This window comes from Bradyrhizobium sp. WSM1253, assembly GCF_000244935.1.
Lineage (GTDB): Bacteria > Pseudomonadota > Alphaproteobacteria > Rhizobiales > Xanthobacteraceae > Bradyrhizobium > Bradyrhizobium canariense.
Genome location: NZ_JH600073.1, coordinates 5,141,873 through 5,161,689 on the forward strand (window position 1 = coordinate 5,141,873; position 19,817 = coordinate 5,161,689).

Annotated in this window: 18 protein-coding genes; 6 read left to right on the forward strand and 12 right to left on the reverse strand. The window is 64.1% G+C overall.

All coding sequences use genetic code 11. The annotated features are described in order from the left end of the window. Nucleotides 1-5: 5 nt before the first annotated feature. From prfA to BRA1253DRAFT_RS25705, 3 genes are all read right to left on the reverse strand, one after another. Complete coding sequence (gene prfA / locus BRA1253DRAFT_RS25695; protein ID WP_007599175.1) at nucleotides 6-1,091, reverse strand: peptide chain release factor 1; 1,086 nt, start codon at nucleotides 1,089-1,091, stop codon at nucleotides 6-8. A 57-nt stretch (nucleotides 1,092-1,148) separates the two neighbouring features. Continuing rightward, nucleotides 1,149-3,416: a phosphoenolpyruvate--protein phosphotransferase gene (gene ptsP / locus BRA1253DRAFT_RS25700; RefSeq protein ID WP_007599176.1), complete on the reverse strand. Its 2,268-nt coding sequence runs from the start codon at nucleotides 3,414-3,416 to the stop codon at nucleotides 1,149-1,151. Between the two features lie 269 nt (nucleotides 3,417-3,685). After that, nucleotides 3,686-4,942 (reverse strand): aspartate kinase, encoded by a 1,257-nt coding sequence (locus tag BRA1253DRAFT_RS25705; protein WP_035993939.1) that lies wholly within the window; start codon nucleotides 4,940-4,942, stop codon nucleotides 3,686-3,688. A gap of 149 nt (nucleotides 4,943-5,091) precedes the next feature. Here BRA1253DRAFT_RS25705 and BRA1253DRAFT_RS25710 point away from each other — a divergent pair, with 149 nt between their 5' ends. The 3 genes from BRA1253DRAFT_RS25710 to BRA1253DRAFT_RS25720 all read left to right on the forward strand — a co-directional run bounded on the left by BRA1253DRAFT_RS25710 (nucleotide 5,092) and on the right by BRA1253DRAFT_RS25720 (nucleotide 7,512). After that, on the forward strand, nucleotides 5,092-5,559 hold the full coding sequence (locus BRA1253DRAFT_RS25710; protein WP_007599178.1) for a PH domain-containing protein: 468 nt from the start codon (nucleotides 5,092-5,094) through the stop codon (nucleotides 5,557-5,559). A gap of 15 nt (nucleotides 5,560-5,574) precedes the next feature. Then, complete coding sequence (gene ubiG, locus BRA1253DRAFT_RS25715) at nucleotides 5,575-6,348, forward strand: bifunctional 2-polyprenyl-6-hydroxyphenol methylase/3-demethylubiquinol 3-O-methyltransferase UbiG (protein WP_007599179.1); 774 nt, start codon at nucleotides 5,575-5,577, stop codon at nucleotides 6,346-6,348. 264 nt (nucleotides 6,349-6,612) lie between these two features. Further along, nucleotides 6,613-7,512 carry an EamA family transporter gene (locus tag BRA1253DRAFT_RS25720; protein ID WP_007599180.1) on the forward strand — a complete coding sequence of 300 codons (900 nt, stop codon included), beginning with the start codon at nucleotides 6,613-6,615 and terminating at the stop codon, nucleotides 7,510-7,512. On the opposite strand, the gene BRA1253DRAFT_RS25725 is transcribed toward BRA1253DRAFT_RS25720, so the two are convergent. From BRA1253DRAFT_RS25725 to BRA1253DRAFT_RS25745, 5 genes are all read right to left on the reverse strand, one after another. Further along, nucleotides 7,509-7,994 carry a DUF1178 family protein gene (locus BRA1253DRAFT_RS25725; RefSeq protein ID WP_007599181.1) on the reverse strand — a complete coding sequence of 162 codons (486 nt, stop codon included), beginning with the start codon at nucleotides 7,992-7,994 and terminating at the stop codon, nucleotides 7,509-7,511. The genes BRA1253DRAFT_RS25720 and BRA1253DRAFT_RS25725 overlap by 4 nt on opposite strands. Next, complete coding sequence (locus BRA1253DRAFT_RS25730) at nucleotides 7,991-8,869, reverse strand: carbon-nitrogen hydrolase family protein (RefSeq protein WP_007599182.1); 879 nt, start codon at nucleotides 8,867-8,869, stop codon at nucleotides 7,991-7,993. Before BRA1253DRAFT_RS25730 ends, BRA1253DRAFT_RS25725 begins: the two co-directional genes overlap by 4 nt. Next, a complete protein-coding gene (gene grxC, locus BRA1253DRAFT_RS25735) occupies nucleotides 8,866-9,141 on the reverse strand; it encodes a glutaredoxin 3 (RefSeq protein ID WP_035995401.1) in 276 nt (91 codons plus the stop codon). The genes BRA1253DRAFT_RS25730 and grxC overlap by 4 nt, the downstream gene beginning before the upstream one ends. A 47-nt stretch (nucleotides 9,142-9,188) precedes the next feature. Further along, nucleotides 9,189-9,986, reverse strand: a complete 798-nt coding sequence (locus tag BRA1253DRAFT_RS25740; RefSeq protein ID WP_007599185.1) for a ComF family protein — start codon at nucleotides 9,984-9,986, stop codon at nucleotides 9,189-9,191. 65 nt (nucleotides 9,987-10,051) lie between these two features. Further along, a complete protein-coding gene (locus tag BRA1253DRAFT_RS25745; RefSeq protein ID WP_007599187.1) occupies nucleotides 10,052-10,366 on the reverse strand; it encodes an NIPSNAP family protein in 315 nt (104 codons plus the stop codon). Nucleotides 10,367-10,483: 117 nt separating this feature from the next. Here BRA1253DRAFT_RS25745 and BRA1253DRAFT_RS25750 point away from each other — a divergent pair, with 117 nt between their 5' ends. Then, on the forward strand, nucleotides 10,484-11,353 hold the full coding sequence (locus tag BRA1253DRAFT_RS25750) for a methyltransferase domain-containing protein (protein ID WP_007599189.1): 870 nt from the start codon (nucleotides 10,484-10,486) through the stop codon (nucleotides 11,351-11,353). 115 nt (nucleotides 11,354-11,468) lie between these two features. Here the strand turns inward: BRA1253DRAFT_RS25750 and BRA1253DRAFT_RS25755 are convergent, their stop codons facing one another. Further along, nucleotides 11,469-11,879: a (deoxy)nucleoside triphosphate pyrophosphohydrolase gene (locus BRA1253DRAFT_RS25755; RefSeq protein ID WP_007599192.1), complete on the reverse strand. Its 411-nt coding sequence runs from the start codon at nucleotides 11,877-11,879 to the stop codon at nucleotides 11,469-11,471. A 140-nt stretch (nucleotides 11,880-12,019) separates the two neighbouring features. Here BRA1253DRAFT_RS25755 and BRA1253DRAFT_RS25760 point away from each other — a divergent pair, with 140 nt between their 5' ends. Further along, nucleotides 12,020-13,576, forward strand: a complete 1,557-nt coding sequence (locus BRA1253DRAFT_RS25760) for a TadE/TadG family type IV pilus assembly protein (protein ID WP_007599194.1) — start codon at nucleotides 12,020-12,022, stop codon at nucleotides 13,574-13,576. Nucleotides 13,577-13,592: 16 nt separating this feature from the next. On the opposite strand, the gene argJ is transcribed toward BRA1253DRAFT_RS25760, so the two are convergent. Further along, nucleotides 13,593-14,834: a bifunctional glutamate N-acetyltransferase/amino-acid acetyltransferase ArgJ gene (argJ, locus tag BRA1253DRAFT_RS25765; RefSeq protein WP_007599195.1), complete on the reverse strand. Its 1,242-nt coding sequence runs from the start codon at nucleotides 14,832-14,834 to the stop codon at nucleotides 13,593-13,595. A gap of 103 nt (nucleotides 14,835-14,937) precedes the next feature. Then, complete coding sequence (locus tag BRA1253DRAFT_RS25770) at nucleotides 14,938-15,870, reverse strand: peptidylprolyl isomerase (protein WP_007599196.1); 933 nt, start codon at nucleotides 15,868-15,870, stop codon at nucleotides 14,938-14,940. 361 nt (nucleotides 15,871-16,231) lie between these two features. Between BRA1253DRAFT_RS25770 and secA the strand changes: the two genes are divergently transcribed. Then, on the forward strand, nucleotides 16,232-19,072 hold the full coding sequence (gene secA / locus BRA1253DRAFT_RS25775) for a preprotein translocase subunit SecA (protein ID WP_007599197.1): 2,841 nt from the start codon (nucleotides 16,232-16,234) through the stop codon (nucleotides 19,070-19,072). Nucleotides 19,073-19,284: 212 nt separating this feature from the next. Here the strand turns inward: secA and BRA1253DRAFT_RS25780 are convergent, their stop codons facing one another. Then, nucleotides 19,285-19,719: a MarR family winged helix-turn-helix transcriptional regulator gene (locus BRA1253DRAFT_RS25780; RefSeq protein WP_007599198.1), complete on the reverse strand. Its 435-nt coding sequence runs from the start codon at nucleotides 19,717-19,719 to the stop codon at nucleotides 19,285-19,287. Nucleotides 19,720-19,817 lie beyond the last annotated feature (98 nt).

Sequence of the window (19,817 nt, forward strand, 5' to 3'; positions counted from 1 at the left end):
GATCCTCACGCCGCCGCGCCCTGGGCGGCGAGCTGCGCAGCCTGATGCTCGGTGGTGAGCGCGTCGGTCAGTTCGCCCAGCGCTTCGCCCGCCATCACCTGCGGCAGCTTGTAGAGCGTCAAATTGATGCGGTGATCGGTGACGCGTCCTTGCGGAAAATTGTAAGTGCGGATGCGCTCGCTGCGATCGCCGGAGCCGACCTTCTCCTTGCGCTCGGCCGAGCGCGCCGCGTCGAGGCGTTGCTGCTCGGCGTCGTAAATGCGCGAACGCAGGATGTTCATGGCAGAAGCGCGATTCTTGTGCTGCGAGCGGCTGTCCTGCATCATCACCACGATGCCGGTCGGGATGTGGGTGATGCGGATCGCCGATTCGGTCTTGTTGACGTGCTGGCCGCCGGCGCCCCCGGCGCGCATGGTCTCGATACGCAAATCATCGTTCCGGATCTCGACATCGACCTCCTCGACCTCGGGCATTACGGCGACCGTGGCGGCGGATGTGTGGATGCGCCCCTGCGTCTCGGTGTCCGGCACGCGCTGCACCCGGTGCACGCCGGACTCGAACTTCAGCTTCGAGAACGCGCCGCGGCCCTGCACCTCGGCGATGATTTCCTTGTAGCCGCCGACGCTGCCTTCGCTCGCCGAGATCACCTCGACCTTCCAGCCCTGCAGGGCCGCGAAGCGCTCGTACATCCGGAACAAATCTCCGGCGAACAGCGAAGCCTCGTCGCCGCCGGTGCCGGCGCGGATTTCCAGCACCACGTTGCGGTCGTCCATGGCGTCCTTCGGCAGCAGCGCGACGCGGATTTTCTGGACCAGATCCTCGATCTTCGGCGTCAGCTCGTCGCGCTCGGCTTCCGCCATGGCGCGCATCTCGGCATCGGTCGCGGGATCGGCGATCAGCGCCTCGGTGTCGGCGAGCTCCTTGACGGCCGAACGATAGGTTTTGACCGCTTCGATCAATGGCGTGAGCTCGGCGAGCTCACGCGTGATCTGCACATAGCGTTCGGAGGCGAGCTGACCGAGCGATTCGGCTTCGAGCGAGGCGTGATGCGCGAGCAGGACGTCCAGTTTGGCTTCGGGGAGTGACGACATCGGTTCAGTCTCAAAATGCGGGAAAGGGCGAGGCGGCAGGAAGGGGCGACAGGCCCGCTACAACGCCAGGCCTTCAGCCTCGGCAAATTCCGTCAGCTTCTGCCGGATCGAGACGCTGCCGGCGGGCGCGTCCAGCAACGGGCCGAGCATCGCTTCGGCCTTCTTGGCGTCGAGATCGATCACCATCGCCTTGACCGGGCCGAGCGCGGTGGCCGAGAGCGACAGCGAGCGATAGCCCATCGCGATCAGGGCCAGTGCGCCGATCGGCTTCGAGGCCATCTCGCCGCAGAGTGACAGCGATTTCTTCGCCTCCTGCGACTTGCGCGCGATGTCGCGCAGCGCACGCAGGATCGGCGCCGACATGGTGTCGAAGCGTTCGGAGACCTTTGCATTGCCGCGGTCGACCGCGAACAGGAACTGGAACAGATCGTTGGAGCCGACCGAGATGAAGTCGACCTTCTTGAGAAGCTCGTCGAGCTGATAGAGCAGCGCCGGCACCTCGACCATGGTGCCGATGTCGATCCGCTCCGGCAGTGTGTGGCCGTGCTGGCGCAGATAGGTCAGCTCGCGTTCGACCAGCGCCTTCGCCGAATCGAATTCACCCACCTCCGAGATCATCGGGAACATGATGCGCAACGCGCGGCCGCCGCCGGCGCGCAGCAGGGCGCGGATCTGGCCGCGCAACAGCCCGGGACGGTCGAGCCCGAGCCGGATCGCGCGCCATCCGAGCGCGGGATTCTCCTCGATCACCGCCTCCATGTAAGGCAGCGCCTTGTCGCCGCCGATGTCGAGGGTGCGGAAGGTGACGGGCTTGGTGCCGGCGGCATCCAGCACGGTGCGATAGAGCGCGAGCTGGTCGCTGGTGCGCGGCAGGCTCTGGCCGACCATGAATTGCAGCTCGGTGCGGAACAGGCCGATGCCGGCGCTGCCGGTATCTTCGATATGCGGCAGGTCGATCGCGAGACCCGCATTGATCATCAGCTCGACCTTCTGGCCGTCTTTGGTGACGCAGGGCAGGTCGCGCAGCGCCAGATACTGCGCCTGGCGGCGGGCGCGGAAGCGCACGCGCTCCGCGAAGGCCGCTTCGACCTCCTGCGATGGGCGCACATAGATCATGCCGGAGGTACCGTCGACGATGACGGCGTCGCCGGGATCGGCGATCCCAGGCGCGTTCGGGACCTCACCGACCGCGGGAATGCCGAGCGCGCGCGCCACGATCGAGACGTGGGAATTGGCGGTGCCTTCCTCCAATATGATGCCGCGCAGGCGCTTGCGGTCGTAGTCGAGCAGCGCCGCCGGGCCCATCGCGCGGGCGATGACGATGGCATTGTCGGGCAATTGTTCGCGTGACGGCGCGTGATCCTGGCCGACCAGTTGCCGCATCAGGCGATAGCCGAGATCCTCGAGATCATGCAGCCGGTCGCGTAAATAGGGATCGGTCGAGCGCAGCATGCGCGCGCGGGTGTCGGATTGCACACGCTCGACGGCGGCTTCCGCCGTCAGGCCGGTGGCGACCGCCTCGTGCAGCTTGTGCGACCAGCCCTGGTCGTTGGCGAACATGCGGTAGGCTTCCAGCACCTCGCGATGCTCGCCGCCTTCCGCGACGTCGCCGCGCTCCAGCATGCGATCGAGATCGGCGCGCAGCTTGGCGAGCGCGGTGTCGAGCCGCTTGATCTCCTTCGGCAGGTCCTCGGCGATGTAGTCCTTGATGACGACGCGCGGCTCGTGCAGCACGACGTGGCCGAGCGCGATGCCTTCCGACAGGATGGCGCCGACCTTCTGCGCCGAATGGCGCGCGGCGGGCTCATGGCCCGGCTGGGCCAGCGCGGACAGCTCGCCGGAGGCGATCAGCTCCGCCAGCACCATCGCCGTGGTCTGAAGCGCCTCGAGTTCCTCCTCGACATAGTTGCGCTTGGCGCGGTTCTGCACCACCAGCACGCCGAGCGTGTTGCCGGCGCGCAGGATCGGCACGCCGAGGAAGGAGTGGTAGATCTCTTCGCCGGTCTCCGGGCGGAACGAGAAGGCCGGATGGCTCTGCGCGTCGTTCAAGTTGAGAGGGGTTGCCTCGCTGGCGACCAGGCCGACAAGGCCCTCATGGGCGCTGAGCACGGTGTGATGCACGGCCTCGCGGTTGAGGCCTTCGGTGGCATAGAGCTCGAGCGTGTTGTCGACGCGCAGCACATAGACCGAGCACACCTCGGCCACCATGTTGGCGGCGATCAGCACCACGATCTTGTCCAGCCGCTCCTGGGCCGAGACCTGCTCCGCCATGGTTTCGCGGAGCCGTCTCAACAAGACGCGGGGACCTCCCGACGCGCTCCGCATGAACCGTCAATCTCCTTCGTCAGCCGGGGCCGAAAGGGCCCGCGGCGGCTCGCCCAGAAATCCAGAAAAACAACAAATTTGCTCGTCCGGCGCCGGCCCCGGCGGTTGCCTGGGCCGAATCAGCACCGCCTCAACTGGGGCACAGTTTCTGGCAGCCCACCCTGTTCGCCGTATAGCGAATTGGGGCTTGTTTTGCCAAGCAAAACGCCTGCCAAACGCGAAAGTGTGGAGACCTCAGCGTTTGCTGCGACCGCTAAGAGAAAATTAGCCTACGCCTGATCGAGACCGTAGAGCGTGTGCAGCGTGCGCACCGCAAGCTCGGTATAGGCGGTGTCGATCAGAACCGAGAACTTGATCTCGGAGGTTGTAATGGCCCGGATGTTGATATTCCGTCCTGCGAGGGCCGAGAACGCCTGGGCGGCGACGCCGGCATGGCTGCGCATTCCGCTGCCGATCACCGAGATCTTGGCAACGTCGGTCGCGGTGTCGAGCCGGGCGTAATTGATCTGGCTCTTGGCCGCGGTGATGGTCTCCTTGGCCCTGGTATAGTCGGCGGCCGGGACCGTGAAGGTGAGATCGGTGGTCTTGCCGTCTTCGGAGACGTTCTGCACGATCATGTCGACGTTGATGTTGGCCTCCGCGAGCGGGCCGAAGATCGACGCCGCCACGCCGGGTTTGTCCTCGATCTGGCGTACCGAGATCTGGGCCTCGTCCTTCGAAAAGGCGATGCCGGTGACGACGTGGCTTTCCATGATCTCCTCCTCGCTGCAGATCAGCGTGCCGGGCGGCTGGTTGGCATGCGGGTCGATATCCTCGGGCTTGTCGAAGCTCGAGCGGACGAAAATCGGCATGTTGTGGACCATGCCGAGTTCCACTGAGCGGACCTGGAGCACCTTGGCGCCCTGGGAGGCCAGCTCCAGCATGTCTTCGAACGCGATCTTGTCGAGCCGGCGCGCCTTCGGCACGATTCGCGGATCGGTTGTGTAGACACCGTCGACGTCGGTGTAGATGTCGCAGCGGTCCGCCTTGACGGCGGCGGCGATTGCCACGGCCGAGGTGTCGGAGCCGCCGCGGCCGAGCGTGGTGATGCGGTTGGTCTCGGGGTTGATGCCCTGAAAGCCGGCGATCACGGCGACTTCCTTGCGCTCCCTGAAGCGCTTGATGATCTCGCTGCCGTCGATGCCCTCGATCCGGGCCGAAGCATGGGCGTCGCTGGTCGTGATCGGGATCTGCCAGCCCTGCCAGGAGCGGGCCTGGATACCCATGCCCTGAAGCACGATGGCAAGCAGGCCGGACGTCACCTGTTCGCCCGAGGCGACCACGGCGTCGTATTCGCGTGCGTCGTGCATCGGCGAGGCCTCGGTGCACCAGGCCACCAGCTCGTTGGTTTTACCGGACATCGCCGAGACGACCACGGCCACTTCATGGCCGGCGTCGACCTCACGCTTCACATGGCGTGCGACGTTGCGGATACGTTCGATGTTGGCGACGGATGTGCCGCCGAATTTCATCACGAGGCGGCTCATGACGACGCGTGCATTCCCTCATAAGGATAAGTATGGTGACCCGCGCTGGACGGGTGCCTGCGATACCGACCGCGCGTATACAGAGGGGCGGGGCCGGGGGCAAGCAGGTTCCTGCGCGGGCCAATCCGGGCAATGGGTTATTCGAGGTCATGGCGCGTTACATCGACGAGATCCTGCAACCGGGCGAGCGGGTGCTGTATTCGACCAATGCGCACTGGATCTTCTATTTTCCGGCGATCCTGGCCTGGATCGTGGCGCTGGTCCTGTTCGTCCTGTCCCGGCAAACCATCGTCGAGGGGCTCGTCCTGCTCTGTCTGGTCGCGGCCGGCCTAGTGGCTCTGGCGGCGCTGTACTGGACCGTGAAGGGCTGGTTCCATCGCTTTACCACCGAGACCGACGTGACCAATTTGCGGGTCGTGCACAAGACCGGCTTCATCAAGCGCCGCACCTTCGAGATGGCGCTGGATAAGGTCGAGAGCGTCGATGTGAATCAGACCATTCTCGGACGTATTCTCAACTATGGCGACGTCACCATCAATGGCGTGGGGGAAGGTCGCGAAACCATCCGGACCATCGCCTCGCCGCTCGCCTTCCGCAGTTCGATCACCACGCGGTAGGACCGCGCGCAACCCATGAGCATGCAGCAAAATACTTCCGCTACCGCAAGCCCGCAGCCGGGCTCGACCGTCGACGCCGCCGAGATCGCGAAATTCTCAAAACTTTCGGCCGAGTGGTGGGACCCCAACGGCAAGATGGCGCCGCTGCACCGGATCAACCCGCTGCGGCTCGGCTACATCCGCGATGCCGCCTGCCGCAAGTTCGAGCGCAATTTGCGCAGCCTCAACTGCCTCGGCGGTCTGCGCGTGCTCGATATCGGCTGCGGCGCCGGCCTGCTCTGCGAGCCGCTGTCGCGCCTGGGTGCGCAGGTCATCGGCGTCGATCCGTCGGTCAGCAACATCGCGGCCGCGAAGCTGCATGCCGACAAGGCGCATCTCGCGATCGACTATCGCTGCACCACGGTTGAGGAGATCGACCCGCGCGAGCGCTTTGACATCGTGCTGGCGATGGAGGTGGTCGAGCACGTCGTCGACGTCGGCGTTTTCCTGAAGCGCTGCGCCGCGATGCTGAAGCCGAACGGGTTGATGGTGGTCTCGACGCTGAACCGGAACTGGAAGAGTTTTGCGCTCGCCATCGTCGGCGCCGAATATGTGCTGCGATGGCTGCCGCGCGGCACCCACGAGTGGAACAAATTCGTCACCCCCGACGAACTGACGAAATACCTGCTCGACAACCGCCTGGTCATCACCGAGCAGACCGGCGTCGTCTACTCACCCTTCGCCGACAAATGGACCCTCTCGTCAGACATGGACGTGAACTACATGGTGGTGGCGGAAGGCATGGTGTGAGGCGTTGCTGCTTCCAAACATTCGGCGTCGTCCTGGCGAAAGCCAGGACCCATTACCCCTGGGAGAAGTTGTGGCGCGAGACAGATAATCTCGAGTCTTCGCCAAACCACTCCCAGGGGTAATGGGTCCTGGATCTGCGCTTCGCTTGTCCAGGACGACGATGAATTTGGCGATAGCATCGCTCCCATGACGTTCGTGTGGTTGACCCATTGAACAGCTAGCGGCAGGTTGGCCGCAATCATTGGCCCTCCCACCCATTTCCCCATGTTCACCATCGCCAGCCTCTGGATTCCCTTCACCGTCATTGCCGCGCTCGGCCAGGTCGCGCGCAATGCGATGCAGCGGTCACTGACAAAGCCGCTGGGGACTTGGGGCGCGACCAATATCCGCTTCCTATTCGGCTTTCCGTTCTCGCTCCTGTTCCTGGCAGTGGTGCTGGTTGCCACCGGCGATCATCTCGGCATGCCGCCCGGTGTGTTCTGGCCGTGGCTGCTGCTCGGCGCGCTCAGCCAGATCGTCGCGACCGGCCTGATGCTGCTCGCCATGAACGACCGCTCCTTCGTGGTGACGACGGCCTATCTGAAAACCGAGGCGATCCAGACCGCCATCTTCGGCTTCGTCTTCCTCGGCGATCATCTGACATGGCTCAAGGTGCTGGCGATCGTGATCGCGACAATCGGCGTCGTCATCACCGCGCTACGGCCCGGTGGCGAGAAGAGTTTTGCCGAATTGAAGCCGACCATCACCGGTCTCGTCGCGGCGGCGGCGTTCGCGTTGTCAGCGGTCGGCTTCCGCGGCGCCATCATCAACGTGCCTGATGTCTCGTTCGTGACGGCGGCATCGTTCACGCTGGTGCTCGGCCTGTTCGTGCAGACGTTGATCCTGACGATCTATCTGCTCTGGCGCGCGCCAAAGGTGCTTCAGGGCATCCTCTCAATGTGGCGGCCCTCAATGCTGGCCGGCTTCACCGGCGCCTTCGCCTCGCAGTTCTGGTTCCTGGCGTTCGCGCTGACGGCCGCCGCCAATGTCCGCACGCTGGCCTTGATCGAGGTGCTGTTCGCGCAAGGCGTGGCCTATTACTCGTTCAAGCAGCCGATCGCGCCGCGCGAAATTATCGGCATCGCGCTGATCGTGCTCGGCGTGGCGGTGCTGGTGGGAGTCTAATTCCGGTCTTCCGGCAGCGTCGGCAGCGGCGACACCTCGATGCCTTCGTCGATCAGCGACTTGGCCTCGTCGGGCGAGGCTTCGCCGTAGATCGGACGGTGCTCCTTGTCGCCGTAATGCATCGCGCGGGCTTCATTGGCGAATCGCTCACCGACATTGTCGGCGTTCTTCACGATGTGATCGCGCAGCTCTTTGAGCTTGGCGCGCAGCTCGCGCTCCTGCGCCATCAACAGCGAGGTCGGTGCGGATTGCGCAGCCTCGGGCGCGGTCGTCGTGGCGGTGGGCTCAGGCGGCGGCGTGGCGCGTCCGCGGCCCTTCTTGCCGACGATGCGCGGCGCCATGATCGCCTTGTCGACCTTGGCCGAGCCGCAGATCGGACAAGTCACGAGCTTGCGCTTCACCTGAGAATCGTACGCGGCCGAGCTCTGGAACCAACTCTCGAAGTCGTGGCTCCGGTCGCAGCGGAGCGCGTAGCGGATCATGCCGATCCCCGCACCAGATGCAGGTGGTCCGGCCCGGCCTTGGGGTCGGCGACGCCGAAGCGGCGGCCGTGCTGGAGCGAGGGGATCGCGCGGCGCGCGGTCTCGACCTTGGCCGGATCGATTTGTGCCATGATGATGCCGGGCTCGACATCGCCTTCGGCGAGGATCTCGCCCCAGGGATCGATGATCAGCGAATGGCCATAGGTCTCCCGCTTGTTCTCATGCAGCCCTGCCTGCGCCGCGGCGAAGATGAAGCAACCGGTCTCGATCGCGCGCGCACGCAACAGCACGTGCCAATGCGCTTCACCGGTCTTGCGGGTGAAGGCCGAGGGCACCGTGATGAAGTACGCGCCGCTTTCGGCCAGCGCGCGGTAGAGCGCGGGGAAGCGGACATCGTAGCAAATCGTCAGCCCGACGCGGCCCCAGGGCAGGTCGGAGATCACGGCCGTCTCGCCCGGCTGGTAATTGGCGGATTCGCGATAGCTCTCGCCGTCAGGGAGCTCGATGTCGAACATGTGGATCTTGTCGTAGCTCGCGAGCACATTGCCCTCGGGCCCGATCAGGAACGAGCGGTTGACCGCTTTTTCGTCCGAAAAGCGCAGCGCCAGCGAGCCGACATGGATGTGGATCTTCAGTTCGGCCGCGAGCGCCCGGTACGCCCTCAGCGAGTTGTCGTCGTCTTGGCTCTGGAGGTGCTCGAACAGGGCCTTGCGGTTGAGCTGCATCATATTGCTGACTTCGGGCGTCTGCACGTAGTCGGCGCCATTGGCCGCAGCCTGGCGGATCAGCCTGGTGGCCTGCGCGAGGCTTGGCTCGGGCATCAGGCCGGTGCGCATCTGCACCATCGCTGCCGTGAAGGTCCTGTTGTCGCTCATGACTCCGCCTTGACGCTTTCGAGCATGGCGTCGAGCTTGCCTTCACGATCGAGCGCGTAGAGTTCGTCGCAGCCTCCGACATGGGTTCCGCCGATCCAGATCTGCGGGAAGGTCGAGCCCTCGCCGGAGCGATCGTACATCTCCTGGCGCCAGGACGGGTTCTTGGCGATATCCAACTCCGTGAACGTCGCCTTCTTGCGGGTCAGCAGCGACTTGGCGGCGGAACAATAGCCGCAGCCCGGCCTGGTGTAGATCTCGACAGCAGCGGTCATCTTGTCTGGCGCTTTCATGTCATGAATTCATTGAATTATATGGGACTTCACCGGCTCTCGACAACCCGGGCAAACACCAGCACGTCCACTTGCGCCGCCTTGGCCCGGAGCAGGGCTCGCGCGCAGGCATCCAGCGTCGCACCCGACGTCAGGACGTCGTCGATGAGGACAATGCGCCGACCCTGGACGTCCGCCTGACGGTCCGGGGATACCTGGAATGCGCCCTGCACATTGGTGGCGCGCTGGGCCCGCGACAGGCCGATCTGCTGCTCGGTGGCGCGTACCCGGCGCAGCACCTCAGCTTTCACTTTCACCCCGCTCTGCCGCTCGATGATGCGTGCCAGGGCGCCGGATTGGTTGTAGCGGCGGCGCCAGGCCCGCCGCCAATGCAGGGGCACCGGCACCAGCATGTCGGCGCCGGCGAGCAACTCGCCGCCCGCCCGCGCCATCCAGCGCCCCATGGCCGGCGCGAGATCAGTGCGGTCCTGGTATTTCAGAGCATGCACCAGGGTGCGCGCGACGTCGTCATAGCGCACCGCAGCGCGCGCCCGTTGGTAGGCCGGCGGGCTCGCAATGGCCTCCATCGATAGCATGTCGGGGCCGGGGTCATAGACGAAGGGAATGCCGAGCCGTGGGCAGTAGGGCCGTTCGATGAACGACAGCCGCGCCCAGCACGAAGCGCACACGCCCTCGCCATCGACCGGCTCGCGGCAGGACACGCACAGCGTCGGCAGCGCGATGTCGAGCGCGAGCCGTGGCAGATGGGCCAATACCCCGCGGCAGGCCTCGAGCGCGCCGCGCAGATGGCTGGAAATGGAGCGTGGTGGTGATGCCTCGGCGCCCATTGGGCAAGGCTAGCGCCGTCCTGCGCCACGCTCAAGCCAATGGGCTGTTCTCGTCCGCGCCCGGCCTACGGCTCTTTCGGCAGCACGGGCCGGAAGAACGATCGCTCATAACGGCGAAAGCAGCGCGTTTGCCTTGCGAATTCGATCGCTTTCTGGACGTCCGGATCTTCGGCGCTGTCCTTCCGATATTGTTCGTACGCCGCGAAGCTCGGGAAGCTGAACATTGCGAGGGCGACGTCGCTCGCGCCTTCCGATGGCAGGAAGTACCCGTGGTGGATGCCGCCGAATCTTGGCACCAGTTCCAGCCACATCCTGCCATAGGCTTCGAATTCGGCGAGCTTGTCCGGGGGGATCTCGTATCGCAGATAACAGGTGATCATCGTTTGACGCTCCGGCGCCGCGGACCTGGTGCGCATTGCTAGTTTGGAACACGGGGGCCGGCGTCGGCCTCCACGAGGCAAGGCTAGCGCCGCGCGCAGTGGATTGCCAGAACCAGCATGATCGGCGTAACCAGCGCCATGGCCACAACCCCGCAAACCGCGCCCGCTCTGTTCGACCGTGCTTTGCTGCACGCGCGACAGCGCCGCGCGCAGGCGCAAGGTGCCGTGAGCTTCCTGCTGGATCGGGTCGCCGAGGACATGTCCGACCGGCTGGCCGCAGTGATGCGGGAGTTTCGTACAGCGGCCGATCTCTGGACGCCCGGCGAGGGTCTCGCCGTGTTGCGCGCGCGACTGCCCTCGATCGAGCGCATTGAGCTCGATACGTCGGGTGCGGAGAAGCTGCCCTTTGCGCCCGAGGGCCTCGACCTCGTGGTCTCGGCGCTGGCGCTGCAATTCGTCAACGATCTGCCGGGGGTGCTCGCGCAAATCCGTCGCGCGCTGAGGCCGGACGGCCTTCTGCTGGCGGCGATGATCGGCGGCGACAGCCTGACCGAGCTGCGCCAGGCTTTTGCCGCCGCCGAGGCCGAATGCGAGGGCGGTGTTTCGCCGCGTGTGGCGCCGTTTGCCGATTTACGCGACGTTGGCGCGCTGTTGCAGCGGGCAGGATTTGCGCTGCCGGTCACCGATGTCGACCGCGTCGTGGTGCGCTATGGCAATGCCTTCGCGCTGATGCAGGATATCAGGCGCATGGGCGCCGCCAATGTGCTGATCGAACGGCGACGCACGCCCAGCCGGCGATCGACGCTGCTGCGGATGGCTGAAATCTACGCGGAACGCTTTGCCGATGCCGACGGCCGCATCCGTGCGACATTCGACATCATCTGGCTCTCAGGCTGGGCCCCGCATGCGAGCCAGCAGCAGCCGCTCAAGCCCGGATCAGCGAAGGCGAGCCTGGCGGAGGCGGTGAAGAAGGCGGGAGGGACGTAACTCCTCATGGTGAGGAGGCGCGTCGGCGCCATCTCGAACCATGCAGGCCCGGCTCTCATCCGCAGCCATCCTTCGAGACGACCGCTGCGCGGTCTCCTCAGGATGAGGTCCGAGCTCACATCAGTAAATCGATCAAATGCGGGATCAGCGGAATGTCCGCGGGCGGCATGGGATAGTCGCGCAGCTTGTTGGCGCGAACCCAGGCCAGGGTCTGGCCTTCGCGTGGCGTGACCTGTCCCTCCCAGCGCCGGCAGATGTAGAGCGGCATCAGGAGGTGAAAGGTCTCGTAGCCGTAGCTCGCGAATGTCAGCGGCGCCAGGCAGGGCTCCGCGACGCTGATGCCGAGCTCCTCGTGGAGTTCGCGGATCAGGCTCTGTTCCGGCCGCTCGCCGGGCTCACACTTGCCGCCGGGAAATTCCCAGAGGCCGGCCAGCGTCTTGCCCTCGGGGCGCTGCGCGATCAGGACGCGCTTGTCGGCGTCGACCAGCGCGCAAGCCACCACGAGCGTCAGTTTGAGATCAGCCATCCCTGGAATTCCGCTCGCTGAAGGATCATCCGCAACGGTTCGTTAACCCTGTGACGGCCCGTGTTTCCGAGGTCTCCATAAGTCATATTTAATCCACGGTTCCTAGAGTGGAAACGCTGAAACTATTCCGGGCCAGATCCATGCGCGTTGAGTTTCGTCCCATCTTCCGTCGGTTTCTCCGCGATCGCCGCGGCAATGTCGCGGTGATCTTCGCAATCTGCTGCGTCCCCCTGATCACGTTCATCGGTTGCGCCGTCGACTATTCGATGGCGACCAGGATGAAGGCAAAGCTGCAAGCTGCTGCCGATGGCGCCGCTGTCGCCGCCGTCTCACAGAAGGCCCCCGGCTTTATCGCTGCCGCAGCCATGACGGGCAATGGCTCCGTCACGGAGGGCGTGAACGACGCCAATAACGTGTTCGACGCCAACATGAGCAATGTCACGGCACCGCCCAACTTGTCTCGCAACAGCACGGTGACGAAGACTGGGATCGCCGTGGCCGCCAGCGTCCAGTTCAGTGCCGACGTCCCCGTCACCTTCCTGAAGATTCTCGGCTACCAAAAGCTCAGCGTCTCCGGCACCTCGAATGCCTCCGCGTCGCTGCCGCCCTATCTCGATTTCTATCTCACGCTCGACGTCTCCGGATCCATGGGCCTGCCGTCGACCTCGGCCGAGGCCGTCCGAATGCAATCGATCAACCCGGACAACTTCAGGCAATACCCCACAGGCTGCACCTTGGCCTGCCATTTCGCGCCCCAGAACAGTGCGTGCACCGATAGCGGAACGCAGGGATATCCTACCAACAATTACTGTCTGGGCTATGCGATCTCGCGCGTCAGTCAAAGCGGCTATGCCGGTCTGCTTTCGACGACGACTGTGAATTCAACGTATCCAAAGGGCAAGAAGCTGTCGTCTTCAGTCGTGTCCGGTCTACCGGGCTCACTGTATTCGACCCTTCCGACCGTTGCGAACTGCCCCACCGCCGGAACCGATAACTGCATTCAGCTCCGGCTGGATGCGGTCGGCTACGCCGTGAACCAGCTGTTTATCACCGCCAACAGCAGCATGAAGGTCGCTAATCAATTCCGGATTGGTATCTATCCGTTCATTCAGTACCTCGATAAGAACTATTTTCCGCTGACGTCCAGCATCAACGGTTCTTCGACGAATCCGTCGACAATCAACTACGCAGCCGCCAACCTCGCTTCGTTGCTCGACACCAACATGAATACGGCTCTCGGATCGGGCGGCACCCATATCGACAACGCGTTGAGTTCGCTCAACAGCTTGATCGTCAGCGCCGGCGACGGCAGCGCCTCGAGCAACGCGCGACCCTATGTATTCCTCGTCACCGACGGCGCACAAGATCCGCAAGTCAAAGGCGTTCCGAATGGAGGCTGGTCGGGCAGTAACCATGCCACGGTCATCAATCCGGCGACCGTCTGCAAACCCTTGAAGGACAAGGGTATCATCATCTCGGTGCTCTACATTCCTTACCAGGTGATCGATCCGGTGAACGCGTCTTTTGCCAATGACGAGGACGATTACGCCAATTGGAACATACCGCTCATTCCGGCGAGCCTGCAGGGCTGCGCGACGCCGGGCTACTTCTATACGGCGAATACCCCGGCGGACATCACGGCCGCCCTGAACGCCATGTTCAATCAGGCGCTGATCACTGCGCACATCACGAAATAGCCGCCGGTCGGGACGCTTACGACCTGTAATCCCCGTTGATCGCGACATACTCCTTGGTGAGGTCGCAGGTCAGCACGCGGTCGCGGCCCTTGCCGAGGCCGAGCGAGACCTTGATCGCGATCTCCGGCGCTTTCATCGCTTCCGACACCTGCGCCTCGTCATAGGACGGATCGCGCGCGCCGCTCTTGGCGACGCGGATGCCGTTGAAGGAGATCGAGAGCTTGTCGCGGTCGGCCGGCTCGCCGGCCTTGCCGACCGCCATCACCACGCGGCCCCAATTGGCGTCCTCGCCGGCGATTGCGGTCTTCACCAGCGGCGAGTTCGCGATCGACATCGCGATCTTGCGCGCCGAGGCCTTGGTCTTGGCGCCCTCGACGGTGATCTCGACCAGCTTACGGGCGCCTTCGCCGTCGCGGGCCACCTGCTCGGAAAGATTGGCGAGCACCTGGTTGAAGGCCTTGACGAAGGCTTTCAGGCGGGGGTCGCTGGCGCGGCTGATCTTCGGCGCGCCGTGTTCTGCGGCAGCACCGGTGGCGAACGCCAGCAGCGTATCCGAGGTCGAGGTGTCGCCGTCGATCGTCACCGCGTTGAACGTGTCTTCGACGCCGCTCTTGAGCAGCGCCTGCAGCGCGGCCGGCGCGATCGGTGCGTCGGTGAAGATGAAGGACAGCATCGTCGCCATATCGGGGGCGATCATGCCGGCACCTTTGGCCATGCCGTTGATGGTGACCTTGGCCTTGCCGAGCTTCACGGTCGCGGTTGCGACCTTCGGGAAGGTGTCGGTGGTCATGATCGCCTTGGCGGCGGCGAGATAATCGCCGGCCTCGGCGGTTTCCGCGAGCCGCCCGAGCACGCCGTCGAACTTGGTCGCATCCAGCGGCTCGCCGATCACGCCGGTCGAGGCCAGGAAGATCTCGCCCTCGGTGCATCCGACGGCCTTGGCCGCGATCTTCGCGGTCAGCGCGGTGGAGCTGCGACCGGTCTTGCCGGTGAAGGCATTGGCGTTGCCGGAATTCACCACCAGCGCGCGCGCCTTGCCGCCCTTCAGCTTGGCGCGGCACCATTCCACCGGCGCGGAGGGGCATTTCGACTTGGTGAAGACGCCGGCGACCGCGGTGCCCTTGTCCATCACCGCGAGCAGCACGTCGGTGCGGTTCTTGTAGCGGATGCCGGCCTCGGCCGTCGCGAGACGGACCCCCGCGATCACGGGCATGTCGGGAACGTGTTTCGGGGCGAGGGGAGAGACGGAGGAGGACATCGCGGGCGCCTTGATGGGATCTGGATATGCAGATGCCCGGCGCGGGGGCCGGGCATCACAAAGGCTTAGATACTCTTCACGTCACCGAAGTGACAGCGAATTCTTACTTCTTCGCAGGCGGCGCCATCTTGCTGTCGGACGGCTTCGCATCGGCAGGCTTGGCCGCATCAGCCGGCTTGGCGTCCTTGGCAGCATCCGCCGGCTGGTCCAGCCGCTCGACCTTGGCTTCCGCGCGCAGCTTGGCGACGTAATCGGCCTGGGCCTTGCGGGTGACATACTGCTCGATCTGCGCCTTGACCTGCTCGAAGTCCGGCGCCTTGCGGTTGCGCTTTTCCTCGACCTTGATGACGTGCCAGCCGAACTGCGACTTCACGGGGTCGGAGATCTTGCCCGGCTCGAGCGCGAAGGCGACCGCCGAGAATTCCGGCACCATCTGCTCCTTGGTGAAGAAACCGAGGTCGCCGCCGTCGGCCGAACCCGGATCCTTGGACTTCTTCTTGGCGAGCTCGGCGAAATCGGCGCCCTTGTCGAGCTCGGCCTTCACCGCCTTGGCCTCGTCCTCGGTCTCGACCAGGATGTGGCGGGCGTGCACTTCCTGCTCGCCGGTGATCTGCTTGGAGGCCTCCTCATAGACCTTCTTCATGGCATCCGGGGTGGTGGCGGCCTTGCCCTCGCCGGCGAGCAGGCTGTCCATCAGCAGGCGGTTGCGGGCGAACGCGAGCCGCTTCTTGAACTCCTCGCCGTCGGCGAGCTTCTTGTCTTCGGCGGCCTTGCCGACGATCTTCATGTCGATCAGGAAGGACAGGACGTTCTCGTCCTTGGTCGCCGGGTCCATCTGGGCAAGGCTCGGCCCGAGTTCCTCTTCGGCCATGGCGACGTCGCTCTTCTTGATTTCCGCGCCATTGACCTTCGCCAGCACCGGATCGTCGGCAGCCCGGCCGGGACCTGCGATCAGCGCCAGCGCAAGGCAGCCCACGAGGGCGGTGGCGAGGCCGAAGCGCAGGCCGGTTTTGGTTACCGGGAACGAGGTGGTCATGGAAAATCCTTTTGTTGAAGCAGGGGGCTGCTCGAGCGGGGCGGACACTCGCCCAATTCAGGGGGCCTTGGCAACGCGAAAAGTCTGTCAAAATGATGAATTAGCCGCAATGCACCCGCCGTTGACAAGGCCCTGACCGGGCCATATCTCTGCCCGGTCGCGTCCATGCGATGGCGTTTATTTTGCTGCGTTTTTGGCCGTTGAACCCAGACTTGCCCAACTCCCACCCATATGGCGGATGGACCCCCCGCAGTCCGGGCTCCGGCGCCCAGCAGGCGTCACGGTGAGTTGATAGGCAGGCGGGTGACAACCTCTTGGCTGCAACGCGAACGCGGTTGAATCGCGAACACAGGAACTAAGCATGATCGGCGCGCTCGCCCGCAAGTTTTTCGGCTCCGCCAACGACCGGCGGGTGAAGGGATATCAGTCCCGCGTCAACGCGATCAACGCGCTGGAGCCCGAGGTTTCGAAACTCTCCGACGAAGCCCTCAAGGCCCGCACCGTCGAGTTCAGGCAGCAGCTCGCCGAGGGCAAGACCCTGGACGACCTTCTGGTCCCCGCTTTCGCCACGGTCCGTGAAGCCGCCAAGCGCACGCTCGGCCAGCGCCATTTCGATGTCCAGCTGATCGGCGGCATGGTGCTGCACGAGGGCGACATTGCCGAGATGAAGACCGGCGAAGGCAAGACCCTGGTCGCAACGCTCGCGGTCTACCTCAACGCGCTCGCCGGCAAGGGCGTCCACGTCGTCACCGTCAACGACTACCTCGCCCGCCGCGACTCCGCCTGGATGGGCCAGATCTACGGCTTCCTCGGCCTGACCACCGGCGTGATCGTGCACGGCCTCGACGATTCCGAGCGCAAGACGGCCTATGCCTGCGACATCACCTACGGCACCAACAACGAATACGGCTTCGACTATCTGCGCGACAACATGAAGTACCGGCTCGAGGACATGGTCCAGCGGCCGCACTTCTACGCCATCGTCGACGAAGTCGATTCCATCCTGATCGACGAAGCGCGCACGCCGCTGATCATTTCCGGTCCGCTCGACGACCGCTCCGACTTCTACAACACCATCGACGGCTTCCTGCCCAAGCTCGACAAGTCCGACTACGACGTCGACGAGAAGCAGCGCACAGTGACGCTGACCGAAGCCGGCATGGAGAAGATCGAGACGCTGCTGCGCGATGCCGGCCAGCTCAAGGGCGAGTCGCTCTACGACGTCGAGAACGTCTCCGTCGTGCACCACATCAACCAGGCGCTGCGCGCCCACACCCTGTTCACGCGCGACAAGGACTACATCGTCCGCGACGACGAGGTCGTCATCATCGACGAGTTCACCGGTCGCATGATGCAGGGCCGCCGCTATTCGGAAGGCCTGCATCAGGCGCTGGAAGCCAAGGAGCACGTGCAGGTCCAGCCGGAAAACCAGACGCTGGCCTCGATCACCTTCCAGAACTATTTCCGGATGTACGAAAAGCTCGCCGGCATGACCGGCACGGCGCTGACCGAAGCCGACGAATTGTTCGACATCTACAAGCTCGAGGTCGTGGAAATCCCGACCAATTTGCCGGTCGCCCGTCTCGACGAGGACGACGAGGTCTATCGCACCCAGAACGAGAAATACGCCGCGATCCTGGCCGAGATCGAGCGCGCCAACGCGCGGCTGCAGCCGGTGCTGGTCGGCACCGCCTCGATCGAAAAATCGGAAGTGATCGCCGAATATCTCAAGAAGCACGGCTATCGGCAGATCGATTTCGGCAGCGAAAATTCGATGCAGAAGCTGTACGCCGCGGCCCGCGCCGGCAAGCCGGCAAAGCTGTTCGCGGTGCTGAACGCGCGCTTCCACGAGCAGGAAGCCTACATCGTCGCGGAAGCCGGCGTCCCCGGCGCGATCACGATCGCGACCAACATGGCCGGCCGCGGCACCGACATCAAGCTCGGCGGCTCGCTGGAAATGCGCATCCAGCAGGAGGCCGCTTCGATCGAGGACGAGGCCGAGAAGGCCTTGAAGATCGAGCAGATCAAGGCCGACATCGAGCACTTCCGCGACATCGTGCTGAAGGCCGAAGAAGAGGTCGAGATCGAGCCGGCGAAGGGTTCGAAGCCCGCCAAGACGGTGAAGAAGCCCGGCGGCCTCTACATCATGGGCTCCGAACGCCACGAATCCCGCCGCATCGACAACCAGCTCCGCGGTCGTTCCGGCCGTCAGGGCGACCCCGGCCGCTCGAAATTCTTCCTGTCGCTGGAAGACGATCTGATGCGCATCTTCGGCTCGGATCGCCTCGACAGCATGCTGCAGCGTCTCGGCCTGCAAGAGGGCGAGGCCATCATCCATCCCTGGATCAACAAGGCGCTCGAAAAGGCGCAGCAGAAGGTCGAGGCGCGCAACTTCGACATCCGCAAGAATTTGCTCAAGTTCGACAACGTCCAGAACGACCAGCGCAAGGTGATCTTCGACCAGCGCGTCGACCTGATGAAGGACGACAGCGTCGCCGAGACCGTCGCCGACATGCGCCACGCCTTCATCGACGATCTCGTCGCCAAGCACGTGCCCGAGCACGCCTATGCCGAACAGTGGGACGTCGCGGGCCTGAAGGAAGAGCTCAAGCGCGTGCTCGATCTCGACTTGCCGGTCGAGGACTGGGCCAAGGAAGAGGGCATCGCCGACGAGGAGCTGCTCACGCGCATCGAGACCCGCGCCGACGAGCACATGGCGGCCAAGGTCGGGCAATGGGGTCCCGACGTGATGCGTTACGTCGAGAAGACCATTCTGCTGCAGACGCTCGACCATCTCTGGCGCGAGCATCTGATCATGCTCGACCATCTGCGCCAGGTCATCGGCCTGCGCGGCTACGGCCAGCGCGATCCGCTGCAGGAGTACAAGACCGAGGCGTTCAACCTTTTCCAGGAGATGAGCGCGCATCTGCGCGAGGCCGTTACGGCGCAGCTGATGCGGGTCGAGATCGTGCCGCCGGAGCAGGAAGCCCCGGTGCTGCCTCAGATGGAAGCGCACAAATTCGACCCGAACACCGGCGAGGACGAAATGGCGCTCGCCAGCGTCACGCTCGGAGCGCAGGCCACCGACGCCGCGTTGCGCGATCCCAAGAACCCGGCCAGCTGGGGCAAGATCGGCCGCAACGAGGATTGTCCGTGCGGCTCAGGCAAGAAGTACAAGCACTGCCACGGGCGGTACGCGTAAGGCTTGAATGTGAAGCGCCGACGTCGACGCCTCACACCCCACTGTCGTCGCCCGGTTTAACCGGGCGACCCAGTACGCCGCGGCTTCTCGGTTCAAATCACATCAGTCTCTGGAATACTGGATCGCCCGATTAAATCGGGCGATGACAGCGAGTATGTGGCGCGCAGCTCCATCTCCATCGTCGTCCTGGCGAAAGCCAGGACGACGAATTCTCAATTCGAACTATCGATCAAGCTCTCCAGCAGCCGCTTCAATTCGCTCGTCGATTTGTCGCCGTAGCTCTCCAGGATGTGCTCTTCCTGGTCGACCGCGAGCGAGTTGAGCTTCTTGCTCAGCACCTTGCCGCGATCGGAGATGAACATCAGGACCTTGCGGCGATCGTTCGGGTCCTGCACGCGGTAGACCAGCGTGTCCGAGACCATGCGATCGATCATCTTGGTCAGCGTCGGATGGTTGAGCAGCACGGCATCCGCGAGTTCGCCCATCGAATGGCCGTTGCCATCCGACAGCACTTTCAGGATGCGCCACTGCTCGACGGGCACGCCTTCCTTGCTCAACCGCAGTTCGAGCTGCCGGTTGATCTCCCGGTTGGCTTGCGCGAGCAGGTAGGCGAGGTGTTCGGTGATCGGGGTGTTTGGTTTTGCCACGGCTAAGACTTTGTCTTGACCCAAATGAGTGAATGTCTTGCAATCGATGCTGCATCTATATGCACTTCAATTCTTGAATATTCAATATTTTCAAAATA